The organism is Pseudomonas algeriensis, from assembly GCF_048847255.1.
Taxonomy (GTDB): domain Bacteria; phylum Pseudomonadota; class Gammaproteobacteria; order Pseudomonadales; family Pseudomonadaceae; genus Aquipseudomonas.
In genome coordinates this window covers 195,102-210,896 of sequence record NZ_JBKKRK010000005.1, presented here as the reverse complement: position 1 = coordinate 210,896, position 15,795 = coordinate 195,102, and the positions used below count along the sequence as shown (strand labels likewise).

Below are 15,795 nucleotides of genomic sequence, written 5' to 3'. Positions count from 1 at the left end.
GGGTTCCTTGGGGGCGAGCGATGGGTGGGGCGAAGCAGAGATTCTGCGCTTGCTGTGAAACGGCAGGCAACAAGAACCCTGTGGCGAGGGGATTTATCCCCGCTGGGGCGCGAAGCGGCCCTGAAATTCTTGGGGCCGCTGCGCAGCCCAGCGGGGCGGTGCGACGTTTCGCTAAATCCCCTCGCCACAGAGCCCTCTCGCTGAAATTGGAAACTGCGGTCGCTCACCCCGCCAATTTCATCTGCCGCACCGGCAATTCCACCCGAAAGGTCGTTCCCACCCCCACTTCACTGCTCACCGTGATGTCGCCGTTGTGTTTTTTCACGATGCCGTAGGACAGCGACAATCCAAGTCCCGTGCCTTGGCCGATGGGCTTGGTGGTGAAAAACGGGTCGAAGATTTTCTGCAGGGTTTCCGGCGGGATGCCGGAGCCGTTGTCGGCGACTTCGATCCAGACGTTGTCGCCTTCCACCCCGTTGCGCAGGGTGATGGTGCCGCGTTCCGGGCCGATGGCCTGGGCGGCATTGACGATCAGGTTCATGATCACCTGGTTGATTTGCGACGGCAGGCACTCGACCTCCGGCAACGGGCTGTATTGCTTGACCACGTCGGCCTTGTACTTGATCTCGTTGGCGACGATGTTCAAGGTCGAGTCCATGCCTTGCTGCAAATTGGCCATCTGCCATTCCTGGCTGGAGTCGACGCGGGAGAAGTCCTTGAGGTCCTTGACGATCTGCCCGACGCGGGCGATGCCGTCCTTGGATTCCTTGATCAGCACCGGGATGTCTTCCACCAGGAAGTCCAGTTCCACCTGCTCGCGCAGGCTTTTCAGATTCAGCACCAACTCCGGCGAGGCAATGGCTTGCTCGGCACTGCCGTAGGCCTGGAGCATCTCCTCCAGTTTGCTGAAGTAACCGCCGAGGGCGCCGAGGTTGGAGGAAATGAAGCCGATCGGGTTGTTGATCTCGTGGGCCACGCCGGCGGCCAGTTGGCCCAGGGAGGCGAGTTTTTCCGATTGCACCAGCTGGCTCTCGAGCATCTTGCGTTCGTCGATTTCCATCTGTAGCAACTCGCTGGCCTGTTTGAACGCCAGGGTGCGTTGTTCCACCAGGTCTTCGAGCTTGTTCATTTTCAAACGGGCGCGGGAGGTCATTTCCCATTTGGTGGTCAAGGTGTTGGCCATCTGCTGAACTTCGATGTTGTCGAAGGGCTTTTTCAGGATCAGCAGACGATCGTGGCCGTTGAGACGGTCGAGCAGCTCATCCCAGGAATAATCCGAGTACGCGGTGCAGACCACCACTTGCAGTTGCGGATCGACTTTCCACAGTTCCTCGATGGTCTTGGCGCCGTCCCAGCCTTCGGGCATGCGCATGTCGACGAAGGCCAGGGCATAGGGATGCTCCTTGGCCAGCGCCTGCTGCAATTTGGCCAGGCCTTCCTGGCCACCGTAGGCGGAGTCAAGTTCGAAAACGGTGGCGGCCGCTTTCGGCGCTTCGCCGAACAGCGCGCTTTCCATGTCCTGTAGATCAGCGTTGCTCTCGTCCTCGGGCGTCAGGATCTTTCGGAAGTCGTCATGGATGGCTGGCGTATCGTCGATCAAGAGGATGCGCCGGTTACTCAGGCTATTCATGGCTCACCTTCTGCGAGTTTCAAGGGCAGTTGCAATACGAATGTCGCCCCGGTCCCTGGCCCCTCGCTGTGCGCGGTGAGGTGGCCGTTCATTTCAATCGCCGCCAGTGCGCAACTGTGCAGGCCAAACCCGTGACCGTCCTTACGGGTGGTAAAACCGTGGGCGAAGATGCGCGTCATGTTTTCCTCCGGGATTCCTTCGCCTTCGTCCTTCACGCTGATTTGCAGCTCTTGATCTACGACCCTGGCTTTGAGCGTCATGTTCCGCGCATGGTTGGAAACCCCCGCCATGGCGTATTTGGCATTGCTGATCAGGTTGATCAGGATCAGCAGCATGCGGTGTTTGTCGCCCATGATCCGTGGCACCTCGCCGTACTCCTTGATCACCGTCACATGGTGGCGGGTCAGGGCCCCTGAGTTCATGCGCAGGGCGTCCTCGAGCAGTTCGCTGACCACCAGCGGTTCCATCAGGCTATTGGCGCCGGCGTAGGACTGCTGCGTGGAAACGATGTCCTTGATGTGGTCGACGCTCTTGCTCAGTTGCGCAAGCTCGTCGGTCAGGCTTTGTTGTTCCGTCGCGATGGCTTCCACCAATTGGTTGAGATAACCGGGTAGCAGCTTGCCTTTTTCGTCCTCGGTGAGGAAGTGCCCCAGGTCGTGGCTGTGCTCGTTGATGAGGTTCATCGCCTTGCCCAGGCCCAGGGCCTTGCTGCTGCGCAGTTTTCGGCTGACCAGGTCGGCGGAAATGTTCACGCTGTTGAGCACGTTGCCGACGTTGTGCAGCACGTTGGTGGCGATCTCCGCCATGCCGGCCTGGCGGGCAGTGTCCATCAGTTCACTCTGGGTGTCCTTGAGCTGGCGGGTGCGTTCCTCGACCCGTTGTTCGAGCTCGTCGTTGGCGGTTTGCAGGGCGCTGTTGACCCGCTTGATCTCGCCGAAACTGCGCACCAGCCGAACCGCCAGCCAAATCAATATCAACGTCAGGAAGGTGGCGAACAAGAGCAAGAGAATGTGGTTGCGCTGATGTTTGGCAGCCGCTTTTTCCTGATCTTTTTCCAGCAGGCTGGTGATGGTGTCCAGGCGTGCGGCCAGGGGGACCGCCTCGAAGTCATGCAACAGCTGATTGACCAACGGTTGCTCGCGCAAGATCAACGCGATGTGCCTGCCCAGGATGTCGACGGAGCTGACGATCCCCGCCGGCAGCCGCTCTTTATTGACGTCCAGCTGATTGAGGCCCAGCAAGACTTCGGCGGCCTGCTCGCGGGTGGTGATCTGGGCGAACTCCATCGTGCTGAGCAGCAGGTCGTAGGTGTCGATGGCAACGTTTTGCAGTTCCAGTTTTTCACCGTCAGACAGTTGGGTGAACTGGCGCTGGATGTCGTCCTCGGCGGTAGGCAGGAATGCCAGGGAGTTGCGCAGTACCGCGTTATGGGACTTGAACTGTTCCACCAGGCGGGTTTTTTCCTTGATTGCCTTCAGGTATTCGTCGCGCTGGGATGACCAGAGCGTAGGCGCGTGCCGGCCGGGCTCCGACTCGATGGCATCGAGACGCTGCCACAGGCGCGTCATTTCACTCAATGGCGAGACCAGCGGGTCGTAATTGTGGCTCAGGGCGATCCGGGACTTGAGCACTTCGTTGTCCCAGATACCGTCCTGCTGCTTGAGCAGGCGGATCAGGTCCCGGGATTCAATGTGCGAGGCGGCTTGCTGGGCACCCGATTGGATGTACATGAACAGGAGGATCGAGGCCAGCAATACACCAATGAAAACCAGGCCGAGGCGGCGTGCGAGAGTCATAGCGGCTTGCCCTCCCATTCGCCGGTGAGGGTCTTGAGGAATTCGACGATCAGTTCGGTATCGTTCTTCTGGGGTTCGCGGCCCAGTTGATACTTGAACATCACTTTCACTGCCTGCTCCAGGGTCTGTGCCGATCCTCCATGGAAATACGGCGCGGTGACGGCCACGTTGCGCAGGCTCGGCACCTTGAAGACCTGGCGGTCGGCTTCGTCGCCGGTGACGTTGAAGCGTCCTTCGTCGGCTCGGGTCGGATTGCCCCGGTCCTGGATGTAGTCGCCCATCACGCCGAATTTCTGGAACATATTGCCGCCGATGTTCACGCCTTGATGGCAAGCGATGCAGCCGTACTCCTTGAAGCGCTGGTAGCCGAACTTTTCCCGAGGCGTGAGGATGTCGGTATCGCCCAGCAGGTATTTATCGAAGCGCGAGTTGGGTGTCCGCAGGGTGCGCTCGTAGTCGGCAAGCGCCCCCTGGATATTGGGTTGGGTCACGCCGTCTGGGTACGCGTCGGCAAAATCCCTGGCATAGCCCGTATCGCCCGCGATGCGCTTGACCACCGTTTCCCAGTTACTGCCCATTTCACCGGGGCTGGTGACGACGATATGCACCTGTTCTTCCAGGGTGTCGACGCGACCGTCCCAGAACTGGTGGAAATTCAGGCTGGCATTGAACACCGTGGGCGTATTGACCTCCACTGGCTTGCCGTCGAAACCCAGGGATAAGGCTTTGTCGTCGGCGCCGCCCTTGTCCAGGCGATGGCAACTGGCGCAGGACAGGGTGTTGTTGACCGACAGCCGTGGGTCATTGAACAGCCGCTGGCCCAACTGGACTCGCTTGGGGTCCAGGGCGGGAGCGGGAGGCAGGGGTTTGAGCGGTTCGTCCAATGGCTCGGCGCGAGCGGTCACGCTCAGTCCCACCAGCAGGCCGAGAGCCAGAATCAGTCCGTGTGACGCCATGGGGTGCTTTCCTTTGAAATGCTGTCCCTTGAAACAAGGGGGTTATGACGCTGGCGCTCACGAAAACGGGTTCGGGCGTTGTTCCCATTCAGCCATCCATTGGCTGAAGGCTTGCGGTGCCACGGCCTTGCTGAAGTAGTAGCCCTGGGCTTCCTCGCACTGGTGGATCTTGAGGAATTCCAGCTGCTCCCGGGTTTCCACGCCTTCGGCAATGATGTGCAGGTTCAAACTCTTGCCCAGGCTGATGATGGTGCTCACCAGTTTCGCGTCGTTGCTGTCGATGCTCAGGTCACCGACGAACGACTGGTCGATCTTCAACACATCCACCGGAAATTTCTGCAGGTAGCTCAGGCTCGAATAGCCGGTGCCGAAGTCATCGATGGCCAGCCGTATGCCCAGATGCTTGATGGCATTGAGCGTGGCGACGGTGGTGTCGATGTTCTGCATGAGCACGCTTTCAGTGATCTCCAGTTCTAACTGTGTCGGGTCCAGACCGGTTTCCTTTAGGGTGCGCGCGATGCCATCGACGAAACCGCGCTGGCGGAAATCGATCGCCGAGACGTTGACCGACAGGTACAGCGGCCGCATGCCCTCGGCCTGCCAGCGACAGGCCTGCTGGCAGGCCTCTTGGAGTACCCACTGGCTCAGCGGGACGATCAGGCCGCTGTCCTCGGCCACGGGGATGAAATCCGACGGATAGACGAGCCCCTGGTCGGGGCGATTCCAGCGCACCAACGCCTCGGCACCGACCACTTTACCGCTCGTCAGATCGAGCTTGGGCTGGTAATGCAGCACGAACTCCTTACGCTGCAAGGCCAGGCGCAAGCCAGATTCGATGGTCTGCTGCTGACGGGCGCGGCGATTCATGTCCTCGGTGAAAAAACGGAAATCGTTGGGGCCGTTTTCCTTGACGTTGCGCATTGCCGTCTCGGCCTTTTTGATCAGCGCCACGGCATCGAAACCATCGGCCGGATACACGCTGATGCCCAGGCTCGCTGTCACCGTCAGGTCGTGACCGTCGATGGGGTGCGGGGAGTTGATAGCCCCCAGCAGCTTTTCCGCCACACCCTTGGTCAATTGTGGGTCGGCGATGTCGCCGAGGATCACCACGAACTCATCGGAGCCGTAGCGAAACACCGAGTCGGATTCGCGCACCACGGCCGCCAACGCCCGCGCCACGCGCTTGAGCATCTCGTCGCCCACCGGGTGCCCCAGCGCATTGTTGATGCGCTTGAAGCGGTCCAGGCCGATGAACATCACCGCCAACTGTCGGTCATGCCGGCGGCACTGGGCCAAGGCCTGGGTCAGGCGGTCGCCGAGCAGCATGCTGTTGGGCAGCTCGGTGAGCACGTCATATTGCAGCAGGTGGGAGACCTTGAGCAGCTCCTGGACCCGCTCTTCGATGGTGCGTTCCAGGCTGCGCATCTTGCGTGCGGCGTCCTGGGCCAATTGCCATTTCCAGGTCATGGCGCTGGCCATCTGGCGGATTTCCAGGGTGTCGAACGGCTTCTTGAGGATCAACAACTGATCGTCGAATTCGATGCGTTCCGACATGGTCTCCCAGGAGTAATCCGAATGCGCGGTGCACAGGGCGATCTGCAGGCGCGGGTCGGCTTTCCACAGTTGTTCGATGGTCTGCAGGCCGTCCCAGCCGGGCGGCATGCGCATGTCGGCGAACACCAGGGCATAGGGCTGGCCTTCGGCCTGGGCGCGCTTGACCAGTTCCAGCGCTTCCTCGCCCTGGTAGGCCGAGTCGATCTGGAATTGCACCCGGTTCACCTGCGGCGTGCCGAACAACAGGCTCTCGGTGTCGTCCAGCGAGTCATCGTTGCCTGCGCTGGGGCTGAGGATCTTTCGAAAGTCGTGGTGAATGGCGGGCGTGTCGTCCACCACCAGGATGCGCCTGTTTGCCGGTACGGACATGGGGTTCATGGGCTGCTCTCCGATAGCTGGCTCGCCGGCCGGGTCCAGTGGTCCGCCACCGGAACGATGGCGCCCGCCTTGAGCAGGGCGGCGGCCTGCTCACTGTCCACCACAGTGCTGAAATAGTGCCCCTGGGCTTGTATCGACCCGCCGCTGGACATCAGCGTCGTGCGTTGCTCCTGGGTCTCGACCCCTTCGGCGATGATGCCGATGCCCACGTCCCGGGCGAAGTTGATGATTGCCCGCAGGGTCGTGGCGTTCTCCGGATCGGCGTTGGCGCTGTCGAGGAAGCGTTGGGCGAGCTTGAGGTGGTTCACGCGGTAAGTCTTGAGGTAATCGAAGGATGAGTACTCGGTGCCGAAGTCGTCGATGGCGACCTGCACGCCCAATTCGCACAGGCGCGGCAGCACGTCGTTATGGGTCCATTTGGTCTGGGCCAGGGTCGCTTCGGTGACGTCGAAACGCAGGTCCCAGGGCGCCAGCTCCCAGCGCGCGGTGGTACGCAGCACGTCGTAGATCAGTTCCGGGCCGGTCTTGAGCTGGGTCAGGGACAGGTCGATGGCGATCACGGGTGGCGCCATGCCCTGGTCTCGCCATTGGCGCATCTGCTGGCAGGCCTGGTCCAGGACCCAATGGCCCAGGCCGATGATGATTCCGGTTTTTTCCGCGGCCGGCATGAAGGCGGCCGGTTCCAGCCAGCCGCGCGCGGGATGGTTCCAGCGCACCTGCACGCCCATGCCGAGAATCCGGCCGGTGCCAAGGTCGACTTCCGGCAGGTAGTGCAAGTGCAACTCGTTGTTCTCGATGGCCAGGCGCAGGTCATTGGCGAGGGCGACCCGATCCGTGACCTCCTGGTTAATTTCCTCGTTGTGGAAGTGATACTGGTTGCGGCCCTTTTCCTTGGAGCGGTACAGGGCCATGTCGGATTGGGCCATCAGGCTGTCGGCGCTTGGGCTCTGCGGGGAATAGAGACTGATGCCGATGCTCACGGAAATGCGTACGTCGTTGCCATCCAGGGAATAGGGCGCCACCAGCGTGTCGCGAATCTTGGCCGCCAGCGCGGCGCAGTGGGTCGCTTCGTGGACGTCCAGTTGCAGGATGGCGAATTCGTCGCCACCCAGGCGCGCCACCACGTCGTTTTCCCGGGTGCAGCCCTTGAGCCGCGCTGCGACTTGTTGCAACAGCAGGTCACCGATGGGGTGCCCGAGGGTGTCGTTGATCCGCTTGAAGTGGTCCAGGTCCAGGTAAAACATTGCGAAGGGCGCCGCCCCCCGACGGGCAGCCGCAAAGGCCTGGTGCAGCCGCTCGATCATGGTGGCGCGGTTGGCGAGCCCGGTCAGGCCATCGGTGCGGGCCAGCAAGGCGATCTTTTCCTCGGCCAGCTTGCGCTCGGTGATGTCGAGGATGATGCCTTCGACTTCCAGCAGCAGGCCTTGCTCGTTGCGCACCGGGATGTAGCGGTTCTCTACCCAGCGGAACGTGTCGTCGCCAGTGCGCATGCGAAATTCGATGGAGGCGCCCGCGGTGTCGCGGTCCAGGACGCGCACCATGGCTTCGTCGACCTTGGCCTGGTCGTCGGGGTGGATCAAGGTTTGCGCCCAGTCCGGCGAGCTGATCAGGCGCGCCGCGACATGGCCGAACTTGGTGATGTTGTGGGAGATGTACATCAATGGAAAAGGCGGCTCGCCGCGCAGGCGATAAAGGATGGTCGGGCTGTTCTGCACGATGATGTTGGCGTCGGCCAGCTCCCGGGTGCGTTCTTCCACTGCCCGTTCGAGCATGTCCATTTTCAACGCGGCGTCTTCGGTCATCTGCCATTTGACGGTCAAGGTGCTCGCCATCTGGCGAATCTCGATCGCATCGAAAGGTTTCTTCAGGATCAGCAGGCGGTCGCCCAGTTCGAGACGGTCGGCGATGTCCTCCCAGGAATAATCCGAGTAGGCCGTGCACAACGCCACTTGCAACTTGGGGTCGGCGCGCCACAGCCGCTCGATGGTTTCCAGGCCGTCCCAACCCGGCGGCATGCGCATGTCGATGAAAGCCATGGCGAACGGTTTGCCCTGGGCAAGGGCGGTTTCAACCTTGTTCAGGGCTTCCATGCCCTGGAACGCCGATTCGAGCTCGAAGCTCTGGGCGCAAACCACCACGGGGGCGCCGAACAAGGCTTCTTCAGCATTGCTCAGGCTGTCTTCGGGCGCTGCGTGAGGGCTGAGAATCTTTCGAAAATCCTCATGGATCGTCGGCGTGTCATCGACGATCAGTATCCGCCGATTGGATCTTTCCATCGGCAGGCTCATGGCCGTGCACCGTCGAGATGCTGACTACGGAACCGTGGGTACATCTGATATCCCTTTCGCTGGCATGAGTATTCGGCCTGTACTTGGCCCTTCATGGGGTACAGCATAGTCGGCTCATCGAAAGCGCGAGGTGAGTGATGGCGAATTGTGTCTAAATTTTCGCAATCTACTAGCCTGTTTTTTGGGGCTAAGGTAGAACGGTTGTCGATGACAGGAGGGGGTTCCAATGGAAGATCAAGCGCCGGGCGTTCCGGCAACAAAGCCGACGGTGTTGTTGGTAGATGACGAAGAATCGATCCTCAACAGCCTGCGTCGGCTGTTGCGCAGCCAGCCGTACGAAATCCTGGTGGCCGACAGTGGCGCCAAGGCCCTGGAAATTCTCAAGGAGCGGCCGGTCGATCTGGTGATGACCGATGCGCGCATGCCCAACATGGACGGCGCCACGCTGTTGGCGGAAATTCGCAAGCTTTATCCTTCGACATTGCGCATCCTGCTCACCGGTTATGCCGACGTGGACATGATGACCAAGGCTATCAATGAGGGGCAGCTCTACCGCTACCTCAGCAAGCCCTGGAATGACGAGGAGTTGGTGCAGGCCCTGCGCCAAGCCCTGGCCCACCAGCATTCGGAGAGCGAGCGTCAGCGCCTCGAAGCCCTGAATCGTGAGCAGAACCAGCAACTCAAGACCCTCAACGCCACCCTGGAAAAACGCGTGGCGTCGCGGACCGCCGAGCTGCAGCAGACCGCCGACATGCTCGACCTGGCCTATGAAGAGCTCAAGCGCAGCTACGTGACCGGCACCGAGGTGTTCTCGCTGATCGCCAACCTGCGCCTGCCCAAGGCCAAGCAGACCAACCGGCAGATCATCGAACTCATCCGGGTCTATAGCCGGCTCAATTTCCTCGACGAGTCCACCGACCGCGACCTGACCATGGCCGCCGCGCTCTACAACATCGGCAAGCTGAGCTGGACCGATAACATGATGGTCACGCCGGCGGACATGCTGCATCACAGCGAACTGGAGCTGTACCGCGCCTATCCGAAGCAGAGCGAATCGCTGCTGATGACCCTGGACCCGATGAAGGACGCGGCGCGGATCATCCTTCATCACCAGGAACGTTGGGACGGTAGCGGATTCCCCGATCACTTGAAGGGCGAGGCGATTCCGTTCGGCTCGCGCCTGTTGAAACTGGCGGTGGATTTCATCGAGTTGCAGCGCGGGTTGATCCTGGAGCGGCAGATGAACAGCGACGAAGCGCTGGTCTACATCCGCAAATACGCCGGCAAGCTGTACGACCCGAACATGGTCGAAGACTTCATCAAGGCCTGTGGCGAATACCTGGAAGACGTGACGCTGTCCGACCCGACCGTGAAAGTCACCAGCACCCGTGAACTGGAGGCAGGCATGGTTCTGGCGCGCAACCTCAATGCCGACAATGGCATGCTGCTGCTCAACGCCGGAAAGGTCATGAGCGGCCCGCTGATCGAAAAGCTCATCGCCTTCGAAGCAATGGAAGGGGCGCGGTACAGCGTGTTCGTCAAGATCCCAGAGGATGAGGCGGATCCTTCGGCGCCGAAGCCTATCTTGGGGTGACCGGGGTCTGACAAACCCGCTATCCCTTGTGGGAGCGAGCTTGCTCGCGATAGCTGAGTATCAGTCGGATATTTCTCGACTGACATACCGCAATCGCGAGCAAGCTCGCTCCCACAGAGGGGCTGCGGTGGGTTGTCAGATGGCGCCAGGCTTTGCTCCCGCCGCTTTGATCTGTAACCTGCCCGGCATTTTCCGCCCGAGGCCCTTGTACATGACCACCCCTCTGATCCGCATCGCCGCCGCCCTGCTCATCGGCCCGGACGGCCGGACCCTGCTGGTGCGCAAGCGCGGCACCCAGGCCTTCATGCAACCCGGCGGCAAGATCGAATCCCATGAGCAACCGATCCAGGCCCTGGCTCGGGAATTGGACGAGGAACTCGGGCTCAGGATCGATCCGGCCCAGGCCCGTCATCTGGGGCAATTCAGCGCGCCGGCCGCCAATGAGCCGGGATTTATCGTGCAGGCCGAGGTGTTTTTGCTGGAGACCGATGCAGCGGTTTCCCCGGCTGCCGAGATTGAAGAAGTGCATTGGATCGACCCGTCCCGCGACAGCGAATTACTGCTGGCGCCGTTGACAGGCGAAGTGATCCTGCCGTTTTATCGAACCCACTGCCTCTCGACCTGCTGATTCAAGGAGCGACGCCTTCATGATCCCCTTGCCGGACCTGCTGATTTTCGCCGCCGCCGCGTTGCTAATGGTGCTCACGCCCGGCCCGAACATGATCTACCTGATTTCCCGCTCGATCTGTCAGGGGCGCAAGGCCGGCGTCACTTCTTTGTTGGGCGTGGTGGCGGGGTTCTTCGTGCACATGTTCGCGGCGGCGGCGGGGCTGACGGCGGTGTTCCTCGCGGTGCCCATGGCCTATGAAGTCCTCAAGTGGGCCGGTGCGCTGTACCTGCTGTGGCTGGCCTGGCAAGCGGTGAAACCCGGCGCCCGCTCGCCGTTCCAGGCCCAGCAATTGCCGGCGGACTCGACCCGCAAGCTGATCACCATGGGCTTTCTCACCAGCGCCCTGAACCCGAAGATCGCGGTGTTCTACCTCTCGGTGTTCCCGCAGTTCATCAGCCCGGAGCACGGTTCACTGTTCACCCAGAGCGTCATCCTCGGGCTGACCCAGATCAGCGTCAGTTTCAGTGTCAATCTGCTGATCGCACTGTTCGCCGCCGGCATCGCCTCATGGTTCGTCCACAACCCGACCTGGCTGGCGGCGCAACGGTATTTCATGGGCTTCGTGCTCGGTGCGCTGGCCCTGCGGTTGATGCTTGAGCAACGGCGTTCGGCGTGAGCATCCGACGGCTGAAGGCGGGTGACGCCCAGAGCTATCGGGAGCTGATGCTCCAGGCCTATGAATTCCATCCACAGGCCTTCACTTCCAGCGCCAGCGAACGGGCGACGCTGCCCATAAATTGGTGGGAGTCGCGCCTGACCAGCCGGCTCGAAGTGATCCTCGGCGCGTTCATCGCGCACGAGCTGGTGGGTATCGTCGGCCTGGCCCTGGAGCCTCGGCTGAAGGCGCGGCACAAGGCGACGCTGTTCGGCATGTACGTCGTCGAGGCCCATCGTCACGCCGGGCTCGGCGAACAGTTGATGCGGGCCGCCCTCGACGAAGCCCGACGCCATCCCTTCCTGCGCCTTGTGCAATTGACCGTCACCGCCGGCAACGACCCGGCCATCGAGCTTTACCAGCGCTGCGGCTTTCTGTTGTATGGCCTAGAGCCAATGGCGATTCGCGTGGGGGACGAGTACCTCGACAAGATCCATATGTGGCTTGAACTCTGATCTCACCGCAAATTTGAGTGATGGAGCTTTGTGGCAATTACCGCACCGCGCTGACACCGTCGAGTGTGGAAAACGACGTGTCCTTTGCCGTCAGCAGAAAGTCGCGCATATACGGCGCGTCGAGCATGTCGGTGCGCACCGCCGCGTAGAGCGTGGCGAACAAACCTTTTTCCCCCAGCCGCTTGGCCTTCACGTAGCCCCGTGAGCTGTATTCATGCAGCGCCCAATGGGGCATGCCGCAGACGCCACGGCCGCTGGCGACCAGTTGCATCATCATCACCGTCAGCTCGGACGTGCGCACCTGGGCCGGTTCGATGTCGGCCGGTTCGAGGAAGCGGGTGAAGATGTCCAGGCGATCGCGTTCCACCGGATACGTGATCAGGGTTTCGCTGATCAGGTCTTCGGGCACGATGTAGGCCTTGCCCGCCAGCCGATGCTGGTTGGCCACCGCCAGCATCGCCTCGTAGGTGAACAGCGGCACGTAGGTAATGCCCGCCAGTTCAAGGGGATCGGAGGTGACGACCAGGTCCAGGTCGCCACGGGCCAGGGCCGGCAGCGGGGCGAAGGCGAAGCCCGAGGCCAGGTCCAGCTCGACTTCCGGCCAGGCATCGCGGAACTGGTCGATGGTGGGCATCAACCACTGGAAGCAGCTGTGACATTCGATGGCCATGTGCAAACGCCCGGCGGTGCCGCCCGCGAGCCGCGCGATGTCCCGTTCGGCGCTGCGCAGCAACGGCAGGGTGGCGTCGGCCAGTTGCAGCAAGCGCAGGCCGGCGCTGGTGAAACGGACCGGTTTGGTCTTGCGCACGAACAACTGCATACCCAGGCGTTCTTCCAATTCCTTGAACTGGTGGGAGAGGGCGGACTGGGTCAGGTGCAGGCGTTCAGCGGCTTCGACCAGGCTGTCGGCTTCGCGCAGGGCGTGCAGCGTCTTGAGGTGACGGAGTTCAAGCACCGGATTTGCTCCATGAGTAAAACTTGTGATCAACACGAAAAAATTGAGTTTGTCTCATGTGGGACTGGCTGTCGACAATTGGCGTCATCTTTTACAAGGAGGACATTCCCATGGCCCTGGCCCATACCCTCGGTTTTCCCCGCATCGGCGCCGACCGCGAATTGAACGACCTGGAAGCTGATTGGAAAGGTACGCTGGGCTGGGAGCGGCTGTTCGACGAAATCGACGAAGCCCACGCCCAGGGCCATCGGGTCAAGCCTGCAGTCATCGGCCCGCTGACGTACCTCTGGCAGGGCAAAGCCAATGATGGCGACATTGACAAGCTCGACCTGCTGGAGCGCCTGCTGCCGGTCTACGGTGACGTCCTCAATCGTCTCAAGGCCCAAGGCGTGGAGTGGGTGCAGATCGATGAACCGATCCTCACGCTCGACCTGCCCCTGGCCTGGCGAAGCGCCTTCGAGCGGGCCTATCACATCCTTCAGTACTCGCCGCTGAAAAAGTTGGTGGCGACCTGCTTCAATGGCCTGGACGACAACCTCGGCCTGGCGGTTAGCCTGCCGGTGGATGGCCTGCACATCGACGCCGTGCCCGCCCCAGACCAACTGGGCCGGGTACTGGATCGCCTGCCGACCTACAAGATCCTCTCGGTGGGCCTGGTCAATGACCGCGATGCCTGGCGTTGCGAATTCGAGCAGGCGCTGGCGCAGTTGCGCCCGGCCCAGGAACGGTTCGGCGACAACCTTTGGGTCAGCGTCGCCAATGGGCTTGAACCATCGCCGGCCTATGGCTTCACACGACCACTCGGCAATCTTCATCAAACTGTCACGCAACTGTGGCAGCGCGCTTGAACGAACTTCATCAGACTCGCGCTCTACTGGGGTTCTGCGTTTTGGTGTTTGTTCATGCGTGTATTCATTTTCCTGGCCGCCTTGTTGTGCGGCTTGCCGTCGTTGGCGGCTTCTCGTTGTGATGTCAATGTCGCGACCCAGCGGGTCGACCTGGATCAGGTAAGCCTGGCGTACCAGAGCATCGGGCGGGCGTCCGACCCTGCGTTGCTGCTGGTGATGGGCTTGGGTGGGCAGTTGATTCACTGGCCGGATGAAGTGGTGGTGGCGCTGTGCGAACAGGGTTTTCGGGTGATCCGCTACGACAACCGGGACGTCGGTTTATCCACCTGGCGCCAGGCGCCCGGCAGCGCCAACCTGACATTCGAGGCGTTGCGCTACAAGCTCGGCCTGCCCGTGGCGGCGCCTTATTCGTTGACGGACATGGCCGCCGATGGCCTGGGCTTGATGGACGCCTTGCAGGTGCAAAGCTTCCATGTGTTGGGCGTCAGCATGGGCGGGATGATCGCCCAGCACATGGCCGCCATGGCGCCTCAGCGGGTCGAGAGCCTGACATTGCTCATGACCAGCTCCGGCGCCGCGGGCTTGCCGGCGCCCAGTGAAACGCTGGTGCAACTGTTGTCGCGGCGCAGTGCGCCGAATCGTGAAGTGGCGCTCGAACAGCAGGCCGACCTGCTGGCCGCGCTGGGCAGCCCGATGGTGGTCGACGATCGACAGGCTCTGCTGCACCAGGCTGCGGTGGCCTACGACCGGGCCTTCAACCCCGAGGGTGTGAAGCGCCAGATCATGGCGATCATGGCCGAGCCAAGCCGGGTGGCGCTGCTCAATCAGCTGCAGGTGCCGACGTTGGTGGTCCACGGCACCGCTGATCCCTTGTTGCCGGTGATGCATGGGGTGCATCTCGCGGCGCATATTCGCGGCAGCCGGTTGAAGCTGATCCCGGGCCTCGCCCATCGCTTTCAAGAGGCCTTCAAGGAACCATTGCTGGGGGCGGTGCTGCCCTATTTGCAGCAACACCGCGAAGACACCTCGCACTGGGCGCAGATCGAGCCGGCGCAGGCGCCGAATGTGCTCTAACTGACACCGGGGGGTGCTTTTGTGGCGCTACTACCGTGCTTGGGCCTGCTCCACCAACCAGTCCATTAGCTCCTGCAACTGGCCCGACACCTGCGGCCGGCGCGGATAGACCAAGTGATAACCCAGCCCGGTCCTGACCTTCAGTTCGAACGGCATCACCAGCCGGCCGGCGCTGAGGTCTTCGCCGATCAGCGACCAATCGCCAATCGCCACGCCGGTGCCTTGGGAGGCCATGGACATCGCCAAGTCCAGGGTTTCGAAATGCTGGCCTTTGCTGACATTGCTCAAACGCACGTCGGCCGCGACCAGCCAGGCGTTCCAGTCGCGCTCGTCGGTGGTGGGATGCAGCAGCAAGTGTTGTTGCAGATCGAGGGGTGAATTCAACGGGACCGGACCTTCCAGCAAGGGGCGCGAGCACACCGGTGTAAGCTGTTCGTCGAACAAGTGCAGGCAGTCAAGCGAGGCGTCGGGCGGCGGGCCGTAAACCACCGCCGCGTCGAATGCCTCACGCTGGAAATCCACGCCGTGCCGGACCGTGGTGGTCAGCTCCACCGGCACGTCCGGGCGCTCTTTTTGCCATTGCAACAGGCGCGGCAGCAGCCAGCGCATCACACAGGTCGGGGCCTTGAGCTTCAGGGTCTGGCGCTTCTCGCCGATCTGCTCGACCGCCTCGCCGATCAGGCCGAACACCTGCTGCACCCGGGGCAGCCACGCTTGGCCCTCGGCGGTCAGGCTCAACCCGCGTGCCTGGCGCTGGAACAACGCATAACCCAGATGATCCTCAAGCCCTGCGATCTGCCGACTCACCGCGCCCTGGGTGATGTGCAGCTGTTCGGCGGCGCGAGTGAAGTTGCAGCACTGGGCCGTGATCAAGAAAGTGTGCAACGTCGGCAGCGGTGGGAGTCGTTTCATCTGGATCCAAGCCATGACGTGAGGGCATGG

The 15,795-nt window shown here is 61.8% G+C and carries 12 protein-coding genes and 1 pseudogene; 6 read left to right on the top strand and 7 right to left on the bottom strand.

Annotated elements, in window-relative coordinates:
• Nucleotides 1-223: 223 nt before the first annotated feature.
• Genes ACLK1G_RS10215 through ACLK1G_RS10195 form a run of 5 tightly spaced genes read right to left on the bottom strand, consistent with a single transcriptional unit; the run spans nucleotide 224 to nucleotide 8,602 of the window.
• Nucleotides 224-1,630: an ATP-binding protein gene (locus ACLK1G_RS10215; RefSeq protein WP_420765329.1), complete on the bottom strand. Its 1,407-nt coding sequence runs from the start codon at nucleotides 1,628-1,630 to the stop codon at nucleotides 224-226.
• On the bottom strand, nucleotides 1,627-3,426 hold the full coding sequence (locus tag ACLK1G_RS10210; protein ID WP_420765328.1) for a DAHL domain-containing protein: 1,800 nt from the start codon (nucleotides 3,424-3,426) through the stop codon (nucleotides 1,627-1,629). The genes ACLK1G_RS10215 and ACLK1G_RS10210 overlap by 4 nt, the downstream gene beginning before the upstream one ends.
• Nucleotides 3,423-4,382 carry a cytochrome-c peroxidase gene (locus ACLK1G_RS10205; protein ID WP_420765327.1) on the bottom strand — a complete coding sequence of 320 codons (960 nt, stop codon included), beginning with the start codon at nucleotides 4,380-4,382 and terminating at the stop codon, nucleotides 3,423-3,425. Before ACLK1G_RS10205 ends, ACLK1G_RS10210 begins: the two co-directional genes overlap by 4 nt.
• 57 nt (nucleotides 4,383-4,439) lie before the next feature.
• Nucleotides 4,440-6,314, bottom strand: a complete 1,875-nt coding sequence (locus ACLK1G_RS10200) for an EAL domain-containing protein (protein ID WP_420765326.1) — start codon at nucleotides 6,312-6,314, stop codon at nucleotides 4,440-4,442.
• On the bottom strand, nucleotides 6,311-8,602 hold the full coding sequence (locus ACLK1G_RS10195) for a GGDEF/EAL domain-containing response regulator (RefSeq protein ID WP_420765325.1): 2,292 nt from the start codon (nucleotides 8,600-8,602) through the stop codon (nucleotides 6,311-6,313). Before ACLK1G_RS10195 ends, ACLK1G_RS10200 begins: the two co-directional genes overlap by 4 nt.
• A gap of 226 nt (nucleotides 8,603-8,828) precedes the next feature.
• Between ACLK1G_RS10195 and nosR the strand changes: the two genes are divergently transcribed.
• The 4 genes from nosR to ACLK1G_RS10175 all read left to right on the top strand — a co-directional run bounded on the left by nosR (nucleotide 8,829) and on the right by ACLK1G_RS10175 (nucleotide 11,976).
• Nucleotides 8,829-10,196, top strand: a complete 1,368-nt coding sequence (gene nosR / locus ACLK1G_RS10190) for a response regulator c-di-GMP phosphodiesterase, NosR family (protein WP_420765324.1) — start codon at nucleotides 8,829-8,831, stop codon at nucleotides 10,194-10,196.
• Between the two features lie 211 nt (nucleotides 10,197-10,407).
• Nucleotides 10,408-10,824 carry an NUDIX hydrolase gene (locus ACLK1G_RS10185; protein ID WP_420765323.1) on the top strand — a complete coding sequence of 139 codons (417 nt, stop codon included), beginning with the start codon at nucleotides 10,408-10,410 and terminating at the stop codon, nucleotides 10,822-10,824.
• A 19-nt stretch (nucleotides 10,825-10,843) separates the two neighbouring features.
• A complete protein-coding gene (locus ACLK1G_RS10180) occupies nucleotides 10,844-11,482 on the top strand; it encodes a LysE family translocator (protein WP_420765322.1) in 639 nt (212 codons plus the stop codon).
• Nucleotides 11,479-11,976, top strand: coding sequence for a GNAT family N-acetyltransferase (locus ACLK1G_RS10175; protein WP_420765321.1), 498 nt, complete (start codon nucleotides 11,479-11,481; stop codon nucleotides 11,974-11,976). The genes ACLK1G_RS10180 and ACLK1G_RS10175 overlap by 4 nt, the downstream gene beginning before the upstream one ends.
• A gap of 37 nt (nucleotides 11,977-12,013) precedes the next feature.
• On the opposite strand, the gene metR is transcribed toward ACLK1G_RS10175, so the two are convergent.
• Entirely contained in the window at nucleotides 12,014-12,931 is a 918-nt protein-coding gene (gene metR, locus ACLK1G_RS10170; protein ID WP_420765320.1) for a transcriptional regulator MetR, read from the bottom strand.
• A 194-nt stretch (nucleotides 12,932-13,125) separates the two neighbouring features.
• Here metR and ACLK1G_RS10165 point away from each other — a divergent pair.
• Both ACLK1G_RS10165 and ACLK1G_RS10160 read left to right on the top strand, forming a co-directional pair.
• Nucleotides 13,126-13,710: pseudogene (locus ACLK1G_RS10165) on the top strand (5-methyltetrahydropteroyltriglutamate--homocysteine S-methyltransferase); the annotation flags it as partial.
• Between the two features lie 123 nt (nucleotides 13,711-13,833).
• Nucleotides 13,834-14,853 (top strand): alpha/beta fold hydrolase, encoded by a 1,020-nt coding sequence (locus ACLK1G_RS10160; RefSeq protein ID WP_420765319.1) that lies wholly within the window; start codon nucleotides 13,834-13,836, stop codon nucleotides 14,851-14,853.
• 30 nt (nucleotides 14,854-14,883) lie between these two features.
• Here ACLK1G_RS10160 and ACLK1G_RS10155 read toward each other — a convergent pair whose 3' ends face one another.
• Nucleotides 14,884-15,765, bottom strand: coding sequence for a LysR substrate-binding domain-containing protein (locus tag ACLK1G_RS10155; RefSeq protein ID WP_420765318.1), 882 nt, complete (start codon nucleotides 15,763-15,765; stop codon nucleotides 14,884-14,886).
• Nucleotides 15,766-15,795: the final 30 nt, after the last annotated feature.